This window comes from Bradyrhizobium liaoningense (assembly GCF_018130825.1).
Classification (GTDB): domain Bacteria; phylum Pseudomonadota; class Alphaproteobacteria; order Rhizobiales; family Xanthobacteraceae; genus Bradyrhizobium; species Bradyrhizobium liaoningense_B.
This window is the reverse complement of the sequence record NZ_JAFCJS010000002.1, coordinates 91,328-115,768: the sequence shown is the minus strand read 5'-3', so window position 1 is coordinate 115,768 and position 24,441 is coordinate 91,328. Positions and strand designations below refer to the sequence as shown.

The window sequence follows — 24,441 nt, the reverse complement described above, 5'->3', positions numbered from 1 at the left end:
GGGTGCGGCTTGGCCTCAGTGTTGCGGTCTGGCCAGCAACGAGTCGTGCCCCCAACCGGCGGCCTGCGACACGGCCGCCACGATCTGACCGGGATCCACCTGGCCGGTGTGAGTGGCCAAGTACTGGTTCAGCAGCGCAAAGCTCTGGCTTGCGAGCGACGCCATCGTGCTCCCGGTGGCAGTCGGATGATCTGCCGCCATGACCGGATGGGCAGCGGTCGTTGCCAGGCTGCTGGCGGCCCGATCAAAATGCTGCTGGAGCAGCTCAAAGCCCCGGTTTGCCAGGAATCCCGTGCTTGCCGCCGCTGCCTGCTGATGATCCGTGGGCTCGATCGTCTGCGAGGCCGTCGGGGTCACAGCTGTCGCGGTGGCAACAGGCTGCTGATCCGTCACAGCGTGGCCGTGCGACGACGTTGTTGTAGTCGCGTCCCTCGCAGGTCGGGGGTCCGTCACGGTGATGATCTGCGGCGAAGCCGTCGCAACCGCACCGGTTGACGGATCCGTCGCGGTTGCCGTCAGCGTAAGGTCCGCAACCGGATGGCCACCGCCCCTGTAGGTGGACGTCAGAGTCAGCCCGCTGTTGACCTGCGCGGCCGTCAACGTGATGTCTCTTCCGCGGAACGTTTGACCGTCGAGCGCGTCAGTGATCGATTCATATTTAGGCAACCCCGTGATGTGCAAGGCCACGCGGTCGTTGGAATCGGTCGTTGTCACCTTCGTCCCGAGATCGACCGTACCACCTCGACCCGCCACCCAGAGCGAGTCATCCGCAACGGTGAGGACAGGCCTCGTCACGGAGGGGGTCGGCGGGGTCGTTGGGCTGGTCGACGTGGTTGACGTCGGATCGATCTGGAGCCCGGTGAACGTCTTCACCGCACCCGAGAGGTTGGCCGCAAGGCCGCCCGTATCCTTGATGCTCGCGCCACTCGGAAGGTTGACCCCGGTGATGGCGAGCGCCGAAGTCGTGGTGTCGGTCGACGCGACGGTCGTCTTGAACGTGAGCGAGTTCGTCCCCGAGCCGCCGACATAGGTGGCCTTGGCGCCATCATTGAGCGACAGCGTCGGGGTACCGGTGACGGTCACGGCCTCGCTGAAGCCGAGTGTCATTGTGACGGTATCGCCGACATGCTCGACTCCCGTCCCCGGTGAAGCGGAGGCCTGCGTCACCGTCGGCGCAACGTTGACGGGGGCGGTCGGGCTTGTCGGCGTGCCCCCGCTCACCGCCTTGAGCATCGGAAGCATCAAATTCATGTCCAGACGGAGGGCGTTCATTGTCGCCGAATCATAAGCGTTCGCCTGGGTGCGAATGGCGGTCTGGGTGCCTCCGTCGTCGATGACGTAGGCGCCGTATTGCTGGAGGGCGCGGAACACCTCCTGGCCGAGCGTCGAAAGGCCGGATGGCATCGGCGTCCCGGGCGCAATGGCCAGAAGCTGCCCTTCCTGCATTATGCCGCTGGAACTGGAGCCGTCGGTGGAAATGGCGGGGGAAACGTAGCCTGACTTCAAGAGCGAGCCCTCGACGGCGAGCTGCAGGGCATGATTGATCGTGCCCGTGTCCGTTTGCGCCTGGACCAGGAGCCCGCCGAGCTCGCTCGAGCCGGCCGCAGTGATGCCTGCGCCCAACCCGGGGGTGCCCCAACCGGTGCCCGTGACCACGTTCGCCTCGGCATACGACACGGCGGTCGCGGTCGTGGTGCTCGTGCGGTTGAATCGCCAGAAATTGTAGGCGATGTCGCCGTCGACGATGACGACCGGTCCGTCCGTGCCGATGCCGCCGGTCCCCCCGGCCGGAACATGGAGGCTGACGGTCCCGCCGGGCCATCCCCAGCTGGCGGGAACAGACACCTGCACGACTGGGTCCGACGACGAGGCGACGTAGACTGGCACGTTGCCCCAGCCCACGTCGTAGTTCCATCCGGTCGCGGTGGGCCAGTTCAGCGACGTATACGTTGCTCCGGTCGGGACGAGCTGGTTCCAAGCGGAGGTCGACGAAAACGGAGTGGATGATAAGTTGAACGACATGCGTACCTTTCGTTCTGCGTGAGTCTTTGACGTTGACAAAGGAATTCCACTGCCGCGCATCACGAAGGCGCGCGACATACCACGTGCTCGCAACCTCAGGCCACAAGCAGATTCCAACGCATCACAGTCTCGGACCGCGAGCGGATTCCAACGCATCGCGGTCTCGGACCGCGAGCGGACTCCAAAGCAGTGGGATTTTTGAAGGTGCCCCCCGACTGCTAGGTCGGTTGCCTAATGAGCAAAAATGGCGAAAAAACTTTCAAAGTGTGATTTATACTCAAGTAGGTAGCGCCCGGCACTTGCCTCATACGCGCCTATATTACGCCACGTATTGAATCGGTTGGTTCAAGACACGCGCACCCGATTTTTCTGTCAGCTTGTATCGCGTCGGAGAGTACAGCTTGGTCCGATGCCAGCGCGGGAACGTCGCATAGGCGAGCACATCAGTCGCATCTTCCTGGGCGAACGGTGGCGATGGAAGCGGAGACGACGCGCCGCGTGCTCTTGCCCGCATGCGCCAGCACGTTTGCCCGCATGCGCCAGCACGTTGCGCATGAAGTGCACGTGGCAACGCTGCGCCCATAAGCATGCAATGTGGCGTCGTTTGTCGATCTGTTTGGAGGAAGTGGCGTTGCAGGTCCACCGATCGGCGGCATGGCGGAGCCATCTTGCGACCGAACAGATTGCCGCTCCAGGGTAACCCGTAAGGATTATTGCGAAGGCTGACCTCAAGTACGATCTGGAAGTTGAGCGCGTTGCCGGTGACCTGCGCCCAGCAATCGGAAGAGAGGCGAACCCGGTGACCTACCAAGTCGTGCGGCACGCGGCGGCGGACCCGCCCATCGGCATCGGTCCACCAGGATGCAGTCAGGTGACCTCGTCAACTTCATCGTGGGCTAGGAGAGCAGCCGTATCTCGCCTGTCCCACCGCGCGAGCCGATCGCCACGATCTCAGGCTAGGCGAAACGAGCGGCCACATCGAACGGAGGCGAGTGTGTTGACGAAGCTGATGCCTGACTCATGTGGCGATCCAGCGTCCACGCATGGAGCGTCTCAATGAGACTAGCGCAGCACAATGCGATTTACGGTCGCATTAAAACACGCGGACAAGAACTGAAAGAGGTGGACCAAAGAGGTACCGCCCCAGACGCCTAGACAAAAACATCCGACAGCGCGGACAAAATCAACGTCAGCGTTCTCTAGCGGGGGGCTGGCAGTTACCTGGTCCCGATCGGCACCCGAATCTTCGAAACCGCATTTTCAATGAAAGGTTTTCTACCCGGCACGAACGAACATCGCAACGATTGACACGCGAGGTCCGGCCGCTGGCGCGCACCCCGTGCAGATCGGTCTTGCCGCTGCCGGGAGCCAAGATCCGGACATTACGCTCGCGATCCAAGGGGCTGGGCCGTGGTACACTCGACCTCGCGATCGAGCAGTTCACCCGCTCCACGGCCCGGAGGCTAATTGCTTCCGCTCTCAGTGAGGATTCGCATCGGCTGGTGTCCCTGCACGTGCGCGCCTCGGCGCCAGCGTCGTATAGGCGGCGAGAAGCGAACGCTTTTCGAGCTCCCACTGAAATGCGCCGTAGGCACGCTCCCTGCCGTAGTTCCGCATACGCTCGCGCCCGGCCTCGTCCTCAAGCAGCGCCACGATTCCTTCGCCGAGCGCCCGCGGCGTCGGCTCCGCCACCACCAGGCCAGCGTCGCCTGCATCAACCCTCGCCTGTGCCAAGTCGAACAGGACGAACGGCAGCCCGAGCGCCATGTATTCAAAGACTTTGATCATCGACATAACCACATTGCAGGCATTGGGCGGATCCGGAACGACGCCGATGTCGCAAGCCGCCAGCATGGCGGGAAGCGGATCGCCCGAAATGTATCCGGCAAATTCGACTTTGTCGGTAATCCCGAGTTCGCTTGTGAGCGCCCTGAGCCGATCTGCCTCCGGCCCGTCGCCGATGATCAGGCAGGCGATATCCGTTCGATGCAGGCGCTTGACGATGTGTTCCATCGCCTTGACCAGGAGGTCTACACCGTCCTGCTCGGCCATCATTCCCACGTAGCCGACGAGATATCGACAGTCCCGCCTGACCGACAGTTCGGGCTTGACCCGGCTGAAGCGCCCAAGCTCGGGGACGCTTCTGACAATCCAGACCCTGTCTGGCGGCATCCCGCCTCGCTCCACGGCCTGCCGCTTCAGGGTAGGGTTTGTCACAAGGCTCCCGTCAGCCGAGCGAAACGTCCAGCGTTCAAGCAGGAGCAGGAGCCGATAAAGGAAATCCTGGCGGCCGAACTTGACCTCATAAAGTTCGGGCGCGGGATCATGCTGATCAAACAGAAATTTCTTGCCAAAGAAAACTTTGTAGAAAAGCGCAATCAAGAAGATCAAGTCCGGTGGATTGCATGCATGAAGAATATCGAATCCATGCCTGGACAACACTTTCAACGAGAGAACGAATTGCCAAAAAAGGGCGACGGTATATTCGAGAAGATAAGTCAGGGCGCCCGAGCCTTCCACACCCCGTGGATGGCGGTAGATATGCACACCGTCCATCTGCTCGTATCCCTTGTCATATCCCCTTCCTTTGGGGCAAATGACCGAGACGGTGTAACCAGCGTGATGCAGCGCTGTGGCCTGCGTCCAGACCCGGCGATCGGTCGGCACCGGCAGGTTCTCAACGATGATGAGGACCGCGCCGGCCGTATCACCTGCCGCAGATATGTTCGCTGAGAGAACCATTGCGCCTACCTCGGTCAGTGAGAACACGGCAAGCTTTATGCGCGGACTGGGCAGCTTGAGGAACGAGAGGTCAAGCTGAAGCGGCGGCCGCGCTCAGCCCTGACAAGTCGCCGCTGCAGACGTTTCGCGGGAGCTTTCTTGGGTTGAGCAGCGGGTTCCCCATGGGCCGGTTATAATGTTCTTCTGAACGATTTTGGCCGGATTGCCCATTACGATGGATCCCGCTGGCACATTTTGCAAAACCACGCTGTTTGGCGACACAATGCAATTATTTCCGATTTGAATTCCTGGCATTATTACCGAACCCGCTCCGATCAGGCAGTTGTCGCCAATAAAAACGTCCTTGTGCTTTGTGTTTATGAAATCATGAGCAAGTATTGCAGATCGAAAAGCAACCGCAGTATTCTCACCAATGTGTATACCCGTAGGATTTGTCTTATCCAGTTTTGCGCTAAGCGAGATGCGTGTCCCCTTTTTTATATCCATTTTCCAAAAATAAACAAAATACAACCGCCTCAATTCATAATTGAGCAAAGCTAACTTGGATCTAACCCGCGCGATCATCGGTTTTGGCATACTATCACTCCGAACCATACTTACTGTCGCAATTGTCGCGCCCTCTCAGGGATAATTTAGTGCCCGCTTGGCGACCCTCCAGCCTAATGCACGGGATGTGGACATCGCGTCCGCCGTGTCAGACGGACGCTGCGGAGCCATTGCTCCAGCACGACGATACTAAATAGCATCTTGTGGTGGTCGGCCCGGCCTGCCGCGTGGTCACGCAGCATGGATTGCACCGCAGCCGGCTCCAAGAACCGGTAGATCTGTGACTGCGGATCGGCCAAGTATTGCCGGATCCCTCCGTCGAGGGATTGGCGGAACCACCCATCGACCACATTCACCGCAAATCCGCGCTTCTTGCGATGGATGATTTCCGACGACAACAGCCGCTTGCTCACTTCGCGATGAAGCCACTTGCGAATGCCATGACGCACCTTGAAGGACGCGCCCAATTGCTGGACGTGCTCGACCACTTCACGATCGAGATAGGGTACGCGAACCTCGAGGGCGTGCGCCATGGACAGCTTGTCGCCATACATGAGCAACTCGTCCGGCAGCGACGAGCGCAGCTCGAGTAACTGAAAGGCGCTCAGGTCGTCCAGGTTTTCGAAGGCCGGCCGGTATTCCTCCCAGCAGCGGGCCGCCACGGCAACTTCCCCGTCAGCAATCAGTTCGGGGCGAAAAAGCCCCTGCATCGCGTCGTCCGAAACCAGGGAGAATATCTGCTGGAAACGACGAAGCCGGTCGGACTCGTGCAGCGAGTAAAGGCCACGCTTGATCGTATCGTTCCGCGGGAGGGCGCGCGCGAGTGCGGCACTGGGTGTCTGCAACCAGGCGGGCAGCGCGCGCCAGGCGGCGCCATAGTGCACGCCTAGGTGTCGGTTGTATCCGCCGAACAGCTCATCCGGCCCTTGGCCGATGAGTGCCACCTTCACGTTTTCACGAGCCCGCTGACAGACGAAGTACATGGGCACGATCGATGACGAGGCGACCGGTTCCTCGAGGACATCCACGATGCGGGGCAGGACGTCTTCAAACGTTTCCCGGGTGAGGTGAACCGCATTGTGCTTGGCCCCGTAGGTCCGGGCCGTTTTTCCGGCATCCTCGAGCTCATCATCGGCGAACGACGAACCATACCCGATGCTAAACGTGTGCCAGTCGCGGCCATAGGAGCTCATCAGCGCCAACAGCAGACCCGAATCCAGGCCGCCGCTGAGCAGCAGTCCGAGCGGAACGTCGCTGATGAGATGCCGCTTCATGGCCGCCCTGTACAGCTCGACCAATTTTTCCGCCGCCTCCTCCGGGCGGGGCTGCGGGGCGAATGGCTCCGGGACGAACTGGTAGTAGCGCGAGACGTGCACCTGGCCGTTTTCGACGACGAGTTTTTCACCCGCGGCGAGCTTCTGGATGCCCTTGAACATCGTGCGCGGGGCCGGCGTGTAGCGATAGCGCAGAAAAAGAGCGACGGCTTCGGGATCAACGCCCGGCTCGCCTAGAGCAACGCGGACCGGCCGAATCTCCGAACCAAAAGCGAGCGATCCGTTGCGGATTGCGTAGTAGACCGGCTTGATGCCCATCGGATCGCGCGCCAGCAGCAGCCGGCGCTTTTTCACGTCCCAGATAGCGAGGCCGAACATGCCGTTGAAGCGGTTCAGCGCGGCGTCACCCCACTGCTTGTAGCCGTGCACGATCACCTCGGTGTCGCAGTTGGAACGAAACACGTGGCCGTGCCCCTGCAACTCCTGCCGGAGCTTCTGATAATTGTATATCTCTCCGTTGAAGACCACCCACACCGTTTGGGCTTGGTCAGACATGGGCTGGTGTCCCGCGGGTGACAGATCGATGATCGCCAGTCGGCGGAAACCCAAGCCGAGATTCCGGTCCAAATGCCGGCCGGCGTCGTCGGGGCCGCGGTGGACGATCGTGCCCATCATCGCCTCGATGGTGGAAGCGCTGACGGGCGCACCGTTGCCGAAGTTAAACTGCCCGCAGATGCCGCACATGGTGGAATCCTTTGGCGCGCTCGATCGCCTCGTCAACGACAAACCAGGAAGACAGAAAACACTCTCGCATTATCTTGTCGAGGTTGCCCGGTTCGGCGATTATCTCGCCCGCACCTGCGATCGGGTTTCCCAAATTGTCTCTTCAATCCCAGCGCCGGCGTGACTATCGGCGGCGAAGCGTTCGTCGGCGACGGTGTGCTGTTCATCGACGATCGCCATCGGCCGCCCCGCGCCAGCCTTCCGCTCCTGCAGCTTCACGAAAGAACGCGTTCGTACAAAGATTGTATTCGCCTTGCGACCGTTGCAAGCGAAAGTTCATGGACCGCGGCATAACCGCCGGAAAGACGCTTTCCACGGACCAGTACCTTCTCTGCAGCTTCCGCGATAGAGGTCGGTTCGTCAGACACGATGTAACATCCTTCGAACTCTTTAATTCGCTCGGCCACGTCGCCAACATCGACGGAAACAATCGGTAGATTGCAGGCAAGAGCCTCCTTTACAATGTTCGGAGAACCCTCATGAGCGGACGTAAGCAGCAAACAATCGACGGCGTTCAGGAAGCGCGCTACCTCTTCCTGAGGCCTCTTATCAAGTGTGACCAATTGGGCAGATGGATTGGATTTTCGAACCAACTCAAAAGCGGCTTCGGCGAGCGGGTATCTCTTATAGCCCCCTGCCGAAGGCCTGCCTGCAAATAGGACGTGCTGCTCGTCTTCCTTTAAACCCACTTCGTGCTTAGCGACCGTTCTGGGATAGAAGACATCAAGATCTATCCCATTGGAAATGATCGACGTTGTTTTGGCGCGAAGATATTTTGCAAGGCCGGCACTCTTCGCAATATTGCGAGCCGTCGCACACGACAATAAACGGGAGAATAGTCCGTGCAACACTCGATTCGAGAATCGATATTCTCCCCGCTCGTTGCAATCTCCATATACGTCGTTGCCCATAAAAGACACAACGAGCGGCAGGGTCGTAGCGAATCTGGCTGTCCAGCCTGAGTACATATAGTGCGCATGAACGATATCGTACTGCCTCGAACGTACAGCCCTCCGTACTTCAGCAATACCCTTGATATATTTGCCAATGCCTGTGCTCTTCAGCAGGCAAACATCAACATCAATCCCAAGCTTCGCCAGCGACTCCACTTGAGTGCGGATGAAAACGCCCGCAGACGGATTCTGTGCAGTAGGGTACGCGCCCGTAACATGCAGAACAATCAACGCAGCTTGCTCCTTGTGGCCTCCGGGAAATGGCCATTCGCTCACCCGGCGCACGTCAAAAACCCCGTTTGATGACCAAATAGGAAATCAGATCCAGCTCGACTATCGCAATCCCGCACATAGCGACCAATGCTTCTCAACAGGCTCCAAATATGGTCGTTCGATCAATCTGAGGCCCCGGCTCGCAGTCAAACCGCAACAGAAGGCACCCTATGGCCGCTTGCCAATTGCCGAAACAGCTCAACGTGCTTCTGCACCATTTGCTCAATCCCGAACTTCTCCTCGACGAGCACCCGTCCTGCACGACCGAACGCGCTTCCAATGCCAGGACAGTCGACAATTTCCCTTATCCGCGACGCCAGTGCATTTTCGTCTCCGAATGGAATTAGGAATCCATTCTCTCCGTCCTTGACGATTTCGCGATTGCCCGCCACGTCTGTGGCTATGACCGGCTTTTCCAGCGCCATGTACTCTAGAATCACATTAGAGATTCCCTCTCCGTTTGTTGAGACCAATACTCCGACGGAAAAGGTTCTTATGACTTCTTCGACCCGTTTTCTGACTCCCAGAATGCGCACATTCGAAAGACCGTCGCGCTTCACACGCTCCATGAAGCTTTCAAGATCTGGGCCTTCGCCCACAGCGACGAATGTAATGTCCTTCCGCTCGCTGCACACCAATTTTGCCGCCTTGAAGAACGTACTATAGTCTCTCTCTCGATGGAATCTTCCGACCATACCGACTACGTGTTTGGTTCTTATATCCATCGAACGCTTGACATCGTTGACGTCCGGAAGATTGTTTATTCGATCAAAATCAAAACCGTTTCGTATACAAAGAGCTTTTTTGCCCTCAACTCGAAAAGCTCTAAGTCCCGCTAATGAATTTGCCAATATTACAGTTGAAAATGGAGCTGTCAGACGTAAACGTCGGTACGTATAATCTTTCAAATTCAGATGGGGCGGTGCGTTTTGTATCATTGCATTGATCAGAGCCGATCGAGATATCAACGCAATTGGTGACGCATACACCGAACACATCGACTCCCACGAATATATTATGTCCGGTCGGTATCGTCTCGCCAGGCCATATAGCTTTTCGAAAATACTGAAGTCCCATTGTCGGCTTCTTCTGATGATGTGTATTTTTATTCCCAGTGACCTAATCTCGTCATAGTGGATGGTATCTGAAAGAACGACGAGTTCGTTAATGAACCCATCTAGTTTGCTGAACCCACGCAGCAATTCAACCAGTTGCCGCTCCTTCCCCCCGGAGGCCAACGTGTCGGTTATATGCAGCACCCTGATCGCGGGCCTTGACGAATTCAGCATTCCTTCACCCGACCTTACGACCGCAGTCCCAGCGCTCAACCACAATTGGGACTTTGATATAGGTTGATGTACGTTGGCGACGCAGAGGATCCTCACGATTAGTGTTGCCTCGACGCTCGGCACGAACTGCCACCGGGTCACTGGTCTGCACCGCTAGCCCGTTGAGCCGTCGTCGGATCTCCGCCGGGACGCCCATCACGAGCGCACCGTCGGGCACGTCCTTCGTCACCACCGCACCGGCGCCGACGACGGCGCCAACGCCGATTCTGACGCCTGCAGCGCAGCGGACGAATACGCCGACTTCCGCTGCAAGTTCTTGTGACCGTCCCGCTCGGCCGCAGCGCGCGCAATCGCGGCGACACGGCGCACTTGGTCGCGTGTGAGCTCGGGAAACATGGGCAGGGACAATGATCGAGCGGCCATCGCTTCGCAGCACGGCAAGTCGCCCTGCCTGTAGCCGAGATGCTCGAAAGCAGGCTGTAGGTGGAGCGGCAACGGATAGTGAATCCCGGTCGCCACGCCGGCTTCGTCTAACTTGGTTCGCATTGCGTCACGATCGTTCGTGGTGATCACATACAGATGGTAGACGTGCGTCGCCCCCTTGCGAACGAACGGCGTCTCGATCCCCGACTGGGCCAATTCAGTGGCGTACCACTCCGCAGCGCGTCGCCGATTGGTGTTCCATTCATCCAGACGCCGGAGCTTGACCTGCAGGACTGCCGCCTGGAGCGCGTCGAGCCGGCTGTTGAACCCGATCTCGGCGTGGCTGTAGTGAGTGGTTCGACCGTGGTCACGCAGTCGTTCGATCCGCTGGGCGATCGCGGCATTGTTGGTGGTGACCGCTCCGCCGTCGCCATAGGCGCCGAGATTCTTCGCTGGATAAAACGAGAAACATGCGACATCGCCGAGCGCCCCCGTTCGGACACCCTGATATTCCGCCCCGTGCGCCTGGGCTGCGTCTTCTAGTACATAGAGGCCGCGCCGCCGTGCGATGTCCTTGATTGGACCCATGTCAGCCGGCTGCCCGAAGAGGTGGACTGCGATGATTGCTCTTGTACGATCCGTTACGGCGCGCTCGATCATCTCGGGATCAATCGTGTAGGTGTCCGGATCGATATCGACGAACACAGGCCGCGCCCCCGTCGCCACGATGGCGGCCGCGGTGGCGATGAAGGTATGGGCGGTTGTAATCACCTCGTCGCCATGACCAATATCCAAGGCCCGCAGCGCCAGATGAATTGCGTCCGTGCCGTTCGCCACGCCGCGCGCATGGCGCACCTGGCAATACGCGGCGAAATCTCTTTCGAACGAGGCAAGCGTTTCGCCGCCTATGAACTGCGCGGAGGTTAGAACGTCCCGAATTGCTTCGGCCACGTCGTCTTTTAGCGTCTCATATTGCGCTTTGAGATCGACAAACGGAATGTGCATTTTTTCCAACCTCACGAGAATCCGTCTTTGTTTCCAGAGAACGTCATCGAGCACCGTGCCCCCGCAGAACCGCGGGAAACGTCAGGGCAATCAACTTCAGGTCGGTCCATAGGGTCCAGTTCATTGCATAGTCGACGTCCATCTCGAGCATCACCTCGGGGCTGACACGACCCCGACCGCGCACCTGGCAAATTCCGGTTATCCCGGGCTTCACAATGTGACGCTTATGGTGCCAGTCCCGGAAGTATTCGAGTTCATAGGGAATCGCTGGCCGCGGACCGACGATGCTCATTTCGCCCCGCAATACGTTGAGGAATTGAGGCAGTTCGTCGAAGCTGGTTCTCCGCAGCCACCGTCCCACGCGCGTCACGCGAGGATCGTCCGTCAGCTTGTATGGGGCGGCGGGGTCGTTCGAGAGGAGTTCCTTTGCCCAAGCCCTCCGGATCGCCTCGCGATGGACGTTTTCGTCGGCGTTGTGGTGAAGTGTCCGGAATTTGAAGCAGTCGAACGGCTTCTCGTCTCGCCCGATGCGACGTTGGCGAAAGACCGCTGGCCCGGGACTGTCGAGATGGATTGCTATCCACACCACGATGAAGACGAGGGCCAGCGGCACGATCGCGATAACGCTGATCGCGACGTCGAGCGCCCGCTTGCCGAATTCCCGCGGGGTCGCCTTCCGTCGCGTGGCGTCATGCGACGGCAACTTCGGGACCTCCCGCCGGCATGTTCCGCCGCCGAAATATCCGTTGATCCTTGCCATTGCTACCGTGCTTGTACTTGAGCCGTAGACACGCCGATGCCGCCTCGAGCGCTTCGACGACGCGCAGCCCGTGCATTCCGTCCGCGCACGGCCGTTCCCCGGTCACGATCGCATTGACGAAGTCGAGTATCTCGAGCTTCAGCGGTTCACTGCTGGATATCGCGGGAATATGCACGTCGCCATGATGATAGGCCGACTGGAAATCGGCATAGGAGTCGCCGTCGATCCGCGGCCTGAATCGCTTCTGGTAAACGCGCAGTTTTTCGGACGGCTGCACGTCGTCGAACACCAGCATCGCATCGCTTCCAACGATCGTCGTCTGGCGCACCTTGACCGGGTCCAACCAGGAAACATGCACATGGGCGGTCGGGCCGCTCTTGAAGCCCATCTTGGCGTAAACAACATCCTCGACGTTGGGCAGAACGTGCGCGCACCCCCAGGCGCCGATGGTTTGCGGCACCTCCTCCAGCAAGCAGAAGATGATCGAGAGGTCGTGCGGCGCCAAGTCCCAAAGGACATTGGCGTCCTGCCGGTAGAGACCGAGATTAAGGCGCCGCGAATCAATGTAGTAAAGCTCACCGAGAGAGCCGCTCTTGATCATCTGGCGCATGACACCGACCGCCGGGTGATACTCGAACGTGTGCCCGACCATCAGCACGCGCTTTCGCTTTTCGGCGATCGCATTCAACTCGCGGCATTGCGCGCTCGTCATGGCGAGCGGCTTCTCGACGAGCGCGTGCTTTCCGGCCTGGAGCACCGCTCGCGCCAATTCAAAGTGCGTCTCTACAGGGGTGGCGACAATGACTCCGTCTATAGAAGGGTTATTCAGTACCGCGCCGATATCTCGCGAAACAGCGACAGAAGGATATTGTGAACGGATATATTCCAATCTGTCAGGACGCGGATCAACGGCCATCGACAACCTTGCATCGCGTATATCGCAGCTGACGCGGATGTGCTTCGAACCCCAGTAGCCGCAACCGATGACTGCGAGCGAAGGGCCGCCGTTCCTGGTCCGAATTTCCGCGTCCTTATTCGCCATATTCGCCATGTTGGCTCCTGTCTGAAGGCGCTCAGCGTGCATCGATTCAAGATAACCGATTGGGCGCGCGCGCCGCGTTAGAACAGGGATTATGATCCACGCTCTTTGGGGGTACACAGGTTGGACCACCCCCCGCGCCCTGCTCTCGTAGCGTTGGTCATAGCCAAAGTGATTGATTGGCTGGTCAACCATCTAACGCCTTATCACTCCATGGGTTTTCAGCGCAGAGTCCGCGCCGATTGCGACAAGCTGCCCGCATCGCCCATCGCAGATATGTTGGCCGACAGAACCATTGCGCCGGCGTCCTTCAGTGGAAACCTGGCGATCTTTGGTATAGGACTCCCCAAAGAGGAGCACAGTCTCAAGGTCGCGGGCGATCCGCAGGATGTCCGCTGGCCTTACCGAGGGATGATGCGACAACCAGGGAGGAGCGCCCACGCCATGGACACGGGTTCTTCGATCGCGCTCCTGCTCCGCAGCGACGACACCCCATCGCCCGAGGATTGCAATCTAGCGGAAATCCTAGATTTTTTCGGAATTCCATGGACAGCGCTGACAGTCAGCGAAGCCAACGGGGACAAGGTAGCCGAGCTGACGGCAAGTCATCCGCAATTCTCCATCCTGACTTCCGCGCGCTGGCTCGCCGAAATCTTGCAGCCCTGCAAGGCCGGAACGTTTCCGGCCTGGTTGGCGGCAGCCGCTTCAGTGTTCGTCTATGGATTTCAACCTGGGGATCCCTGCAGGGCTCTGCTGCGCCAGATCACGGGAGACCCGGAGGCGGATATCCGCGGCATCGACGCGTGGCCGATAACCGTGTCCGTCACTGATGCTTTTCCAGACATGTGCGGCCCTATGTCGGCCCTGCAGATCCAACTGCAGCCCGGCGCCGCGGATGCGGCGCTTGTCATCCGGGATGGTGGCGAATTGCAGAGCATCGCCGTGGCGCCTGAGGGACATCTGTTCGCCGGATTTGCTCATTCCGGCGTGCGCTTTTTTGCCGACGCGTCACTGACGATGGTGGACATTCGCGAACGGGCTGCGACTTATTTTGACGTGAAGAGCCGTTTCGCCGGTGCGGTGCCAGTCGTGATGTATCTGAAGTGGTCGTTCCGCGACATCTGCTGGACCACCTCCGAAACAAACGCGTGCCTGATCATCGACGATCCACCCCTGAGGCCACGATACGGCCTTCTCGATTTTGGCGAGCTACTGCACTTGGCCGACAAGCAGACGTTCGCGACGACCATCGCCTTCATTCCATGGAACTGGCAACGAACAAATCGCGACACCGTTGCCGCCTTTCGGAAAAATAGCGGAAAACTATCCGTTTGTGTGCACGGCTGCGATCACACCCGTGGTGAATTTGCAGCCCGTTCAGCCGAACTCCTCGACAGAAAACTGAAGACCGCGAAGTGTCGGATGCAGTCCCTTCTCAACAAGACCGCGCTTGATCATGAAAACGTGATGGTTTTCCCGCAAGGGGCATTCTCGCCGGAGGCAGCGTCGGCTCTTAAACGAAACGGTTTCGTCGCGGCAGTGAACACGGAAGTCGCACCAGCCGATGACGCGTCGAACGAAACGACACTTGCCGACCTGTGGAGTGTCGCCATCGTCCGGTATGGGGGATTCTCGATCTTTACCCGGCGGTACATTCACCACGGCATTGAAAACTTCGCATTTGACGGAATCCTGGGCAAGCCGTGCTTCATCGCCGGGCATCACGACATTTTCCGGGGCCATGGCAGCGAACTGGCGGAGTTCCTCCGACAGCTTGCATCCTTGCGGTGGAAACTCTGTTGGCGGACTCTCGGGGACGCCGTTTGCCGCAGCTACAGCATTAAAGCCAGCGGCGGAACGAGCAAAATAAGGATGTTTGCTGAACAACTCCGCATCGAAAACAAGGAGGCGATGACGCGACGGATCCGAGTTATGAAGGAAGAACCACAGGTCGCCTCCTTGAAAAATGTTACAGTCAACCAGGAGATCGTCGCGCACGAATACATGGACGGATGTCTTAGACTGATCGTCGATATCCCGCCCGGCAGAACGGCGGATATACGCTGTGTTTATCACGAACAGCCGGATGCTTTCCCAGATTCAGAATCGGTCTCATACCGACTTGGAGTGGCGGCTCGGCGATATCTATCCGAACTTCGTGACAATTACGGGTCCAGCGACCTGTTTCGCTTTCGCCTGTAGCCGGGAGGCGCGCCGCAATCGAGACGCCTGACCCGATAGGTCGCGTTCAATCGGTCGTCACTCGGCCTCCCGCGCGCCCCGTCGGATCTAACATTGGGACGGCAAATTGGCGTTGCGCAATGGAATGGTATCGTCTCCTGCATGGCGGCACCGCGGATCAGGCATTGTGTTGCGGAAAGGTCGAACGGCGATCGAGGCCCAGATGTGCAACCTCGCTGGAGGGTGGCCGCGAAGCCAGCAAGCGCCTGTGGCCCGAAAGAGATTCTGCATTGAAGACTGGGCGCTGCCCTGGTCTCGAAAGGGCATTGCTGGCGCACTGGTCCGCGCGCACACAGGCGGCGGTCTTGCCCGCCGCCAGGAGCACGTGTCGGAGCAGTCGAAAGGATTACCCCCAATTCGCAGAGTTCACGCAGCATCAGACGCTTGCATATGAAGCATGAGACGGCGAATCTCGCGCACTATCTCAATCTGGTCACGAATGACATCAGCTGCGCTCACGATCTCCTCGCGGCATCATCCGTGATGTCGCGGACGATGACGCCACGCAAAACGTCATTCGACAACATGGCCATCGATAGATGAACGGCTCCTTCTCGAATTCCAGCTCCGTCTCGCCGTTGCGAGCCGACATTTTATTCTTGATTCTCATCGGGATATTTGCCGCGATCGGCGGCGGATTGACGGCAATGGTCGGGGGAACGATTCCCTTTTTTCTCTATTCGTTGCCGATTGCCGCGGCGGTGGTTCTCGCCGACTACCGGAATGGAGTCTGGCTGTTGGTGTTACTGTTACCCTTCGCGTCAACCCAAATGGTTCCGCGTCAGGTATTCGAGGTCACCGGATTCAATTCGGAAAATTGCCTGCTCGTGCTCACGTTCTCGTCGTTGTGCTTGGCTTCGCTCCGAGAGGCCGTTCGATTCCCCCACCTGCCGTCGGCACTACTGGTTTATGTCGCACTGATTGCACTCGCCGCCTACAACGGCTCCGGGTCGGCAGAGCAAGCGATCACGATTCCAGGCGAGGAGCCTTTAACCGTGAAGACATACATCCTCGACAGTTTCGCTAAGCCGATGATTATCCTTGTCGTGGCTTGGATGGCGGCTGTGGTCTCGCGAAATGGAGGTGGGCAATCTCTGATCTGGGCGCTCGCAGGGGCCCTTGTTGCCTTCTTCATGCTCGTCGTGGGCGACCTCGTTGGCAACGGCATCAGCCTTGAAAGTCTCGCGTCCGCAAGAGAGCGCGGTTTTCTCAGTTGGACCGGAATGCACGCCAATGAGATCGGCCTCATGGCGAATTTGGGGTTTGCGATCCTGCTCTACACGGCGGCGGCCACCGCCCGACCGATTCCGCGCCTGACGCTTTTTGCATGCGCCATCGCCGCCGCCGCGATGGCGGCGCTGACCTTTTCTCGAGGCGCCTTTATCGGCCTTGCCATCATCGTTGGACATTATCTGATCACCCGGCGCCGAACAGGCCAGATCGTTCTTGCGCTATCGATCATCGTCGGTGTCACCTTGTTATTGCCCGGCGCATTCGTCGAACGAGCGACGACAGGTTTCGCCACAGACGATACTCATGCAATCACGGCCGGTCGCCCCGACATGATCTGGCGCCCACTATTGCCAACGTTCTGGGAAGCGCCCATCCTCGGGCATGGCCTCGGTTCGACCATGTGGGCCACTCCCAATCTCCACGGAGAAATGCTTCCGGTCGGACACCCCCATAATGCCTATCTCGGCGTTCTTCTTGATATGGGGATGGTGGGTGTCGCAGTCGTCGCAGCCTTCTTCTGGTCGGCTTGGGCCATGTTCAGACGCCTCGCGAAGAACCATGGTGATCCCCTATGGCGCGGGGTTTTCGAAGGGGGCGTTGTTTGCCTGATGTGCCTCGCCGTCCAGGGATTGACGGATGACCGATTTGTACCGACCTACCCGCAGGTAGCCCTTTGGCTGTGTTATGGGCTCGCACTCGGCCAGGCCCAATCAACCTGTTCGACCAAAAGAACGCAGCCATGAAGGTGTGTTTCGTCGGTCTTGAAAACCTCCCGGTCCTTGCCCCCGAATACAATCACCATGGTATTGGCGGGGAGGAGGTCCAACAGACGCTGCTCGCGAGAGCACTCGTTGCTCGTGGATACCAGGTTTCCATGGTCGTCGGCGATTACGGTCAGTCCGACGCAGCGGCCTGGCACGACGTCACGACCTACAGAACCTATCGTGCGGATGCAGGCCTTCCGGTTCTTCGTTTTGTTTATCCCCGTTGGACCGCAACGTGGGCGGCGTTGATGCGTGCCGATGCCGACGTCTACTACACGAGCAGTGCCGGCACGCGCGTCGGCTTGGTCGCGATGTTCTGCCGCCGGCATGGACGTGGCCTCGTCCACCGATTGGCACATGACACGGATGCCGATCCGGAGAAGCTGCTGATACGCTACACACGAGACAAAAAGCTTTACGAATACGGATTGAGGAGGGCTGATAGTGTCCTTTGCCAGCACGCCGGCCAGCAACGCGCGCTCTTGGAAAATTATGGATTGACGAGCGTGGTCGGTGACATGCTGGTGGATCCCCCGGATCGGCAGCTGGAGCGCGATCAGCGCGACGTGGAAATTCTTTGGGTCAGCAACCTGCGTGACTTCAAGCGCCCCGAGCTCGCCATCGAGTTGGCGCGCCGCATGCCTTCCCGGCATATCCACATGGTTGGCGGTCCACAACCGGGTTGTTCCGACCTGTACAGCAAGATCGAGTCTGCCGCGAAACAACTGCCGAACCTGACGTTTTGCGGTCGTGTGCCTTATCACGACGTCGGTGACCTCTATGACCGCGCCAAGATTTTCGTCAATACCTCGCACACAGAGGGTTTTCCCAATTCCTTTCTTCAGTCCTGGCGTCGCGGCGTTCCGGTAATATCATTTTTCGATCCCGATGGACTCATCAAGCGCGAAGGTCTGGGTGCCTCACCCCGGTCCATCGATGAGATGGCTTACGTTGCCGACCACTTGATTGCCGATGAAACAGAATGGCGAAAGGCGTCCGAGCGATGCAGAAGCTACATGGACCGGATGCATGGCGATCACGTGGTGCTGAAGCCCTATGTCGCAGCAATCGAAAAAGCGATTCGCCGAAGGAAGGAACGACGCGCGTCGAGCAAACCGGTGTGGCGATGGGGCTCCTGATCGGCGGCGATGGACACAGGAGGGATGGCATGCATGCGCGTCAGCGCGTGCATGGCCTCATTTCCTTATGACCGATGCGCTGGAAGCACGACAGCCTGCTGGACGAGGCCGCATGGAGGGGGGCGCGCACGGCATGACGTCAGGGATTCGCCGCAAGGCCGGTTTTCTGGCTACCGCAGGGCTATTCGAGTATGCCATACAAATGGCGCTGCCGGTCATCCTGGTCCGCCACCTGACCCAGCAGGAGTTTGGGGACTACCGCCTGATGTGGTTGGTTGCCTCGACAGGGTTGATCCTGTTTCCCCTTTTCCTGCCGCAGTCCCTGGTTTATTTCCTGCCGCGCGCTACTCCCGGGACTCGGCCGAAGCTGGTGGGGAATACGCTCCTGAGCCTGTTCGCACTCGGCGGTCTTTCGGTTCTCTTGCTTTTGGTGCTGATGCCCGTCTTGCCTGGCTCGATCGCCGGCTTGCAGCGCTACTCGCCGCTCGTGCAGATTTTCGTCGGCACCTGGATATTGGCATCGATTCTCGACGTATTGCCGAACGCGGATGGAAAATCGGAGTGGCAGGCCTGTGCAACGGTCGGCTTTGCGATACTCAGGGCGGCGGCATTGGCAGGTGCGGCAGTCGCGTCGGGGGACGTGACCTGGGTTCTGGTGGCCATGTGCGGCGCGGCCATGGTGAAGGTCGGGATAGCACTCGCCTATGCTCTGTTTGCCGCGCAGGAAACGGGACTCGCATTCGACAGGCAGCTCGCACGCTTGCAATTGAATTATTCGTTGCCCTTTGCTGTCGCCCAGGGGTTTTTCCTTTTGCGCGTGCAGGCGGACCAATGGGTCGTGGCGACGAACTTCTCGAACACGGCCTTTGCACTTATCTCGATTGCGTCGACGGTTCTGTTGGTCGGAACGTTGACCCGCCAGCCTCTCAATGATGCTCTTCTACCCAAGATCAGTTCCTTGGTTGGCGCGGGCAAACTCGATGACGCCCTCGCCCTGATACAGAAGGGATACCTCGTACTGGGAATGATGCTGCCCCCAGTTCTCGGGTTGCTGATCTCGACCGCAAACGAGCTCGTCGAACTCATATATACGCGCGAGTATCTGGGGGCGGTGCCGCTCATGCGCATCTATCTCCTGGGACAGATGGCTACCGCCTTCGCGGCAGGCCATCTCCTTCAGGTATTTGGATTCGGCCGGCGGGCCGCAAAAATCGGCGCAATATCTCTTCTGCTATCGATTGCTTTGAGCATTCTTGGTCTCCAGTTTTTCGGACTTGCCGGCGTGGTAGCCGGAAGCGTCACAAGCCTTGTTCTTTGGGAGTGCTGGGCCTTGAACATGGTTTCCAAAGCACTGGGAACCAGCATCGCTCAAATGATACGGCTCGATCAGACTTGTAAAGTCATCGTTGTGGTCGCAGTCGGTGTGCTCGTCGTCCACGTCCTCTGCTCCGGGCTGGACACATCCGTCTTTCTCCGCCTCGTCGTGAAGTCCTCGGTCTTTGTGATGACCATGCTGCTCGGATTTGTGCTCACGAACATGCATCGGTCGCTGTTGTCTCTCCTTCGTGAAACGGCGGAAGTAACGCCCGATGGCCGAACCAGCTGAGCGCCGACATTCAAGACACGTCCCCCTGGCAAAGAGTGCCTGGAGCGCATGGTTCATTCGTCGAGCGTGTCTAGGAATGCTGTTGGCCGCTTTGAGCTTCGCCGCCGGGCATGCAGGCGCTGTCAAGAGCGAGCCATACGTCTGGACAAACGTGAAGTGGGGCGGCGGTGGGTACGTCACCGGAATCGTCGCACATCCATCGGCCCCCAACTTGCTCTACATCCGAACCGATGTCGGCGGATGTTACCGGTGGGATGCTGCCAACCAGCGGTGGATTCCGTTGCTCGACTGGCTCCCGCTCTCGCACCAGAATCTATTCGGCGGCGAGAGCATTGCTATCGATCCATCGAACCCGAATAACGTCTACTTCGCTGCCGGGATGTTCAACTGGTGGCGCGGCGGACCGTGGGATGTGCTTAAGTCCACGGATCAAGGCAAGACATGGGAACGCACCAATCTGAACGTCGTAATGCACGGCAACGATGGTCGCGGAGCGCTCAACGGGGAGCGGCTGATTGTAGATCCGAACGACGGCAACGTCCTTTACTTTGGTTCGCGCAACGACGGTTTGTGGAAGAGCACCAACGCTGCAGTAAGTTGGCAGCGGGTCGAGAGTTTTCCCAAAGGCACGGCGGGAGTCGGGATCACCTTCGTGACCATCGATCGCACGACAGGCAGGGCGGGGTCGCCGTCTTCAACAGTCTATGCCGCTGTACGCGGCCACGGGGTCTATCGCAGCATGGACGCAGGGCTATCGTGGGCCGTCATGGCCGGCAGCCCGGTTGCCCCTCATCGCGAAGCCATCGCATCTGATGGAACCCTCTACGTGACCCACGACGACGGCGTCGCGAAATTTTCCGGAGGGGCCTGGACCAATATCTCGCCGCCTCAGCAGAGGCGCAACTTTTCAGCCATCAGCGTTGACCCGACCAATCCAAAGGTCGTGGTGACGATGGAGAGCCACTACGGCTGGTACCGCTCCACGAACGGCGGCGCCAGTTGGACCTTTTGGAACGTGAGCGCCACTTCTGCGGTTCCGTGGCTGCCCAACAGCGAGTTCGCCGATGGGCCGTCGGCGATGGTAATTGATCCTGCCGATCCGAAGCGGGTCTGGTTCACGGACACCGGTGGGGTGTGGCGCACCGACGACATTACCGCCAAGCGCCAAATTTGGCAGAGCTACGTAAATGGGCTGGAAGAGATGGTCGTCTTCGACGTCAAGTCCCCGCCCCGGGGCGCACCCCTGCTCTCGGCTGTGGCTGACCATATCGGGTTCAGAAATGCCTCTCTCACCACGCCACCGCCCAACGAGTTCGGATATACCCCCTTCGGCAACTCCACAGGAATCGATTTCGAGGAGGCGGATCCAAACTTCGTCGTGCGGGTGGGACATCCTGGAGACACCTCGCCGGCCGGTGGCTATTCCATCGACAATGCGAAGACCTTCACGGCTTTTCCATCCAACCCAAACGGAAACTTAGACGGCCGAGTGGCGGTTTCGGCCACGTCACGGCGGATCGTATGGCTGCCGAAAGGAAGCGTTCCCTACTACTCGACCGACCTGGGCGCCTCGTGGACGCAGTCGGTTGGAGCGCCATCGGCCGCCGTTGAAGGAAAGAACTACTGGAGCAAGAACAAACCACTGGCCGCGGACCGCACAGATGGAAGCAAGTTCTACCTGTACGACTACAACAACGGGCATTTCTACCGCTCGACCGATGGTGCGGCGACATTCGAGAGCGTCTCAACTATTCCGTCGTCGGGCTGGCGACAGCAGGTCGTAGAGGCCGCCCCAGGAATGAGCGGGGAGGTTTGGATGAGCAACGGTGCCTCGGGCCTTTATCGTTCGTCGAACGCAGGTGAGACCTTCGCCAAGGTCGCCAACGTGCAGTACGCCTTCATGTTCAGCTTCGGAGCGCCCCCGAACGGGTCGAAAGTCCCGACGGTCTTTCTCTACGGGACAGTGGAAAATACGAAGGGGGTCTTTAGGTCCGACGACATGGGGACCAGCTGGATTCTCATCAACGACAGCCAGTACCAAATGAGCGATCTCGTAAACGGAGCCGGGGCCATGGCGGGCGACCGGCAGATCTGGGGCCGCGTGTACATCGGGACCGACGGACGGGGCGTCTTCTACGGTGTACCGTCTGATGCAGCCCCAAGCGCGCGGATGCAGTGATTGATTTTGTCCGCTCGTTAACCCCTGGAGATTTGACGAAGAGCGCCCCTCCTTTGTAACCTGCTCTGTAACTTGCAATGTTTCGCGTATCTTTCGTTTCGCATAGAAAAACGATCGGGCAACCATGTGCGGAATTGCCGGCATAGTCGAGGCCGAGAAGCCGGTTAGCTTTCAATTGGTGCAAAGCATGTGCGATGCACTCGCACACCGCGGCCCGGACGACGCTGGTACCTGGCTCAGTCCTGATCGGCGGGTAGGCTTAGGTCATCGGCGCTTAGCCATAATCGATCTCAGCCCTCTCGGTCATCAGCCAATGAGCTCGGACGATGGCCAGATAACAATTGTCTTTAATGGTGAGATTTACAATTTTCAGGAAGTTCGAGCCGAACTTCAGGCGCGCGGCAATAGTTTTCGCAGCACAAGCGATACCGAGGTCGTGATCGCCGCGTATCGAACGTGGGGCCCCGCGTGTCTCGATCGTTTGGTCGGAATGTTCGCGCTCGCGATCTGGGACGGCGCCAAACGACGCCTGTTCGTTACTCGCGATCGGGCCGGCGAAAAGCCTTTATTCTATTTGCACAAGAATGGCCGGTTCGCTTTCGCGTCCGAGCTGAAAGCTATTCTCGTTGATCCGAACATCCCACGGAGCATCAATCGCGAGGCGCTCGACGATTACTTGGCGTATGGTTACGTTTCCGGGTCACTTTGCATCTTCGACGGATTCGCAAAACTACCGCCGGGGCATTGGCTGACTTACGAACCCGATCTGGATCGACTGCAGATCAGCAGATACTGGGACCTACCGATACGTGCCACCAACACCGCGCAGAGCGATTTGCAAGAGCTCACGAGCGATCTCGAGGTCCTGCTGACGCAGAGCGTGCGCTGCCAGCTTATCGCAGATGTGCCGATCGGCATCATGCTGAGCGGTGGTCTTGATTCGAGCCTCGTGGCTGCCGCGGCCGTCAGGAGTTCGGGGCGGGCTGTTCGCACTTTCAACGTCGCCTTTCCAGGCTATCCGAGCTTCGACGAGTCGCGCCACGCGCGTCGGGTCGCTGATTATCTCGGTTCAAACCATACTGAACTCGTCGCTGAGCCGGGCTCGGGCGAGTTCCTGCCTTCGCTCATCCGTCAATATGACGAGCCTATCGCTGACAACTCGTTGCTTCCCACCTATCTGGTGAGTCGCGCAATTCGAAACGAATGCGCTGTCGCCCTAGGAGGCGATGGCGGCGATGAACTCTTCGGTGGCTACATTCATCATCCTTGGCTTCTGAAGATCGCGCAACTACGGCAGTTTGGTCTGCATCGGCTCGGATTGGAGGCACTCGCCGCAAAATCGATACCGTTGGGAATCGAAGGACGCAACGCGATCATGGGGCTACTCAGCTGCAATGAGCCACAAACAGTGCTGACGCGACTACTTGATCCGATTACGAGGTCGCGACTGACCGGCCGGCCTGTGTCGGTTACCCCGGAACTTCGCCGCGCTGGATTGGAAACAGTCTGCGGTGGCATAGATGCGATTTGTGCCGCCGAGTTTCGCAGCTACTTGCCGGATGACATTCTCGTCAAAGTCGATCGGGCCAGCATGCTCACATCCCTGGAGGTGCGCGCGCCGCTCCTGGATCATCGAATCGTCGAGTTTGCTTTTGGGCGATTGCCCGGAAGATTCAAAGTCCAGAATGCTCGAAGAAAGATCATCTTGCGTGCTCTTGCGCAGCGTTGGCTACCTCCCGACTTTGATAGTCACCGAAAGCAGGGTTTCTCGATCCCTCTGCATGAATGGTTCCAGGGACCTTGGCGGCCGCTCGTGGACGATCTCATCGCGACCGGCTCGCCACTTTTTGAAAAGCGATTTTTGGCGCGCCTCCTGTCAAGCCTTCGGTCGACGGAGCGCGGAAGTCGCCGCCTATTTCAGCTTATGATGGTCGAGATGTGGCGCCGTGAGTATCGTGCTTCCGTACCAGAATAGCTTGCAGCTCGGTTCGAGCGTTTTCACCAGCGATGCCTGCGCTCGGTGGATCCTGGCGTCGGCGTGATCATCGGCGGTGAAGCGTTCGTCCGCGATGGCCGTACTGTTCTTAAACGATCGTCATCTGCGCGCCCATGTTCCGCACCGGCTACGAGTAGGAACTCGGCACCTGCCGCCAATAGTAATAGAGCGGCC

At 58.9% G+C, this 24,441-nt stretch carries 16 protein-coding genes and 1 pseudogene; 7 read left to right on the top strand and 10 right to left on the bottom strand.

Annotation, left to right across the window (positions count from 1 at the left end; genetic code table 11):
- Window positions 1-15: 15 nt before the first annotated feature.
- From JQ603_RS09145 to asnB (JQ603_RS09130), 5 genes and pseudogenes are all read right to left on the bottom strand, one after another.
- Window positions 16-2,022 carry a hypothetical protein gene (locus JQ603_RS09145; protein WP_212338473.1) on the bottom strand — a complete coding sequence of 669 codons (2,007 nt, stop codon included), beginning with the start codon at window positions 2,020-2,022 and terminating at the stop codon, window positions 16-18.
- Between the two features lie 391 nt (window positions 2,023-2,413).
- A pseudogene (locus tag JQ603_RS38490) lies at window positions 2,414-2,616 on the bottom strand (hypothetical protein); the annotation flags it as partial.
- Between the two features lie 885 nt (window positions 2,617-3,501).
- The gene (locus JQ603_RS09140; RefSeq protein ID WP_349630719.1) at window positions 3,502-4,791 is read right to left on the bottom strand and encodes a glycosyltransferase family 4 protein; all 1,290 of its coding nucleotides are present in this window, start codon (window positions 4,789-4,791) and stop codon (window positions 3,502-3,504) included.
- Window positions 4,792-4,857: 66 nt separating this feature from the next.
- Window positions 4,858-5,340 (bottom strand): acyltransferase, encoded by a 483-nt coding sequence (locus JQ603_RS09135; RefSeq protein ID WP_212338468.1) that lies wholly within the window; start codon window positions 5,338-5,340, stop codon window positions 4,858-4,860.
- A gap of 83 nt (window positions 5,341-5,423) precedes the next feature.
- Entirely contained in the window at window positions 5,424-7,328 is a 1,905-nt protein-coding gene (gene asnB / locus JQ603_RS09130) for an asparagine synthase (glutamine-hydrolyzing) (RefSeq protein WP_212338465.1), read from the bottom strand.
- On the opposite strand from asnB (JQ603_RS09130), the gene JQ603_RS09125 reads away from it, so the two are divergent.
- Window positions 7,249-7,491, top strand: coding sequence for a hypothetical protein (locus tag JQ603_RS09125; RefSeq protein WP_212340007.1), 243 nt, complete (start codon window positions 7,249-7,251; stop codon window positions 7,489-7,491). The genes asnB (JQ603_RS09130) and JQ603_RS09125 overlap by 80 nt on opposite strands.
- 91 nt (window positions 7,492-7,582) lie before the next feature.
- Here JQ603_RS09125 and JQ603_RS09120 read toward each other — a convergent pair whose 3' ends face one another.
- The 5 genes from JQ603_RS09120 to JQ603_RS09095 all read right to left on the bottom strand — a co-directional run bounded on the left by JQ603_RS09120 (window position 7,583) and on the right by JQ603_RS09095 (window position 13,121).
- Complete coding sequence (locus tag JQ603_RS09120; protein ID WP_212338462.1) at window positions 7,583-8,605, bottom strand: glycosyltransferase; 1,023 nt, start codon at window positions 8,603-8,605, stop codon at window positions 7,583-7,585.
- A 134-nt stretch (window positions 8,606-8,739) separates the two neighbouring features.
- Complete coding sequence (locus tag JQ603_RS09115) at window positions 8,740-9,882, bottom strand: glycosyltransferase (RefSeq protein WP_212338459.1); 1,143 nt, start codon at window positions 9,880-9,882, stop codon at window positions 8,740-8,742.
- 225 nt (window positions 9,883-10,107) lie between these two features.
- Window positions 10,108-11,364 carry a DegT/DnrJ/EryC1/StrS family aminotransferase gene (locus JQ603_RS09105; protein ID WP_212338445.1) on the bottom strand — a complete coding sequence of 419 codons (1,257 nt, stop codon included), beginning with the start codon at window positions 11,362-11,364 and terminating at the stop codon, window positions 10,108-10,110.
- Window positions 11,354-12,013 (bottom strand): sugar transferase, encoded by a 660-nt coding sequence (locus JQ603_RS09100; protein ID WP_212338443.1) that lies wholly within the window; start codon window positions 12,011-12,013, stop codon window positions 11,354-11,356. Before JQ603_RS09100 ends, JQ603_RS09105 begins: the two co-directional genes overlap by 11 nt.
- Window positions 12,000-13,121: a Gfo/Idh/MocA family protein gene (locus JQ603_RS09095; RefSeq protein WP_212338441.1), complete on the bottom strand. Its 1,122-nt coding sequence runs from the start codon at window positions 13,119-13,121 to the stop codon at window positions 12,000-12,002. The genes JQ603_RS09100 and JQ603_RS09095 overlap by 14 nt, the downstream gene beginning before the upstream one ends.
- Window positions 13,122-13,280: 159 nt before the next feature.
- On the opposite strand from JQ603_RS09095, the gene JQ603_RS09090 reads away from it, so the two are divergent.
- The 6 genes from JQ603_RS09090 to asnB (JQ603_RS09065) all read left to right on the top strand — a co-directional run bounded on the left by JQ603_RS09090 (window position 13,281) and on the right by asnB (JQ603_RS09065) (window position 24,246).
- Entirely contained in the window at window positions 13,281-15,311 is a 2,031-nt protein-coding gene (locus JQ603_RS09090) for a hypothetical protein (protein ID WP_212338439.1), read from the top strand.
- A 578-nt stretch (window positions 15,312-15,889) separates the two neighbouring features.
- Window positions 15,890-17,326 carry an O-antigen ligase family protein gene (locus tag JQ603_RS09085; RefSeq protein ID WP_212338437.1) on the top strand — a complete coding sequence of 479 codons (1,437 nt, stop codon included), beginning with the start codon at window positions 15,890-15,892 and terminating at the stop codon, window positions 17,324-17,326.
- Complete coding sequence (locus JQ603_RS09080) at window positions 17,323-18,486, top strand: glycosyltransferase family 4 protein (protein WP_212338435.1); 1,164 nt, start codon at window positions 17,323-17,325, stop codon at window positions 18,484-18,486. The genes JQ603_RS09085 and JQ603_RS09080 overlap by 4 nt, the downstream gene beginning before the upstream one ends.
- 67 nt (window positions 18,487-18,553) lie before the next feature.
- Entirely contained in the window at window positions 18,554-20,092 is a 1,539-nt protein-coding gene (locus JQ603_RS09075) for a lipopolysaccharide biosynthesis protein (protein ID WP_212338433.1), read from the top strand.
- An 82-nt stretch (window positions 20,093-20,174) separates the two neighbouring features.
- On the top strand, window positions 20,175-22,271 hold the full coding sequence (locus JQ603_RS09070) for a WD40/YVTN/BNR-like repeat-containing protein (RefSeq protein WP_212338431.1): 2,097 nt from the start codon (window positions 20,175-20,177) through the stop codon (window positions 22,269-22,271).
- Window positions 22,272-22,395: 124 nt separating this feature from the next.
- A complete protein-coding gene (asnB, locus tag JQ603_RS09065) occupies window positions 22,396-24,246 on the top strand; it encodes an asparagine synthase (glutamine-hydrolyzing) (protein WP_212338428.1) in 1,851 nt (616 codons plus the stop codon).
- The last annotated feature ends 195 nt before the right edge of the window (window positions 24,247-24,441 follow it).

Coding starts and splice junctions, on each gene's coding strand:
- JQ603_RS09145 (WP_212338473.1), bottom strand. CDS start 2,022: ATGTCGTTCAACTTATCATCCACTCCGTTTTCGTCGACCTCCGCTTGG.
- JQ603_RS09135 (WP_212338468.1), bottom strand. CDS start 5,340: ATGCCAAAACCGATGATCGCGCGGGTTAGATCCAAGTTAGCTTTGCTC.
- asnB (WP_212338465.1), bottom strand. CDS start 7,328: ATGTGCGGCATCTGCGGGCAGTTTAACTTCGGCAACGGTGCGCCCGTC.
- JQ603_RS09115 (WP_212338459.1), bottom strand. CDS start 9,882: ATGCTGAATTCGTCAAGGCCCGCGATCAGGGTGCTGCATATAACCGAC.
- JQ603_RS09095 (WP_212338441.1), bottom strand. CDS start 13,121: ATGGCGAATATGGCGAATAAGGACGCGGAAATTCGGACCAGGAACGGC.
- JQ603_RS09085 (WP_212338437.1), top strand. CDS start 15,890: ATGAACGGCTCCTTCTCGAATTCCAGCTCCGTCTCGCCGTTGCGAGCC.
- JQ603_RS09080 (WP_212338435.1), top strand. CDS start 17,323: ATGAAGGTGTGTTTCGTCGGTCTTGAAAACCTCCCGGTCCTTGCCCCC.
- JQ603_RS09075 (WP_212338433.1), top strand. CDS start 18,554: ATGACCGATGCGCTGGAAGCACGACAGCCTGCTGGACGAGGCCGCATG.
- asnB (WP_212338428.1), top strand. CDS start 22,396: ATGTGCGGAATTGCCGGCATAGTCGAGGCCGAGAAGCCGGTTAGCTTT.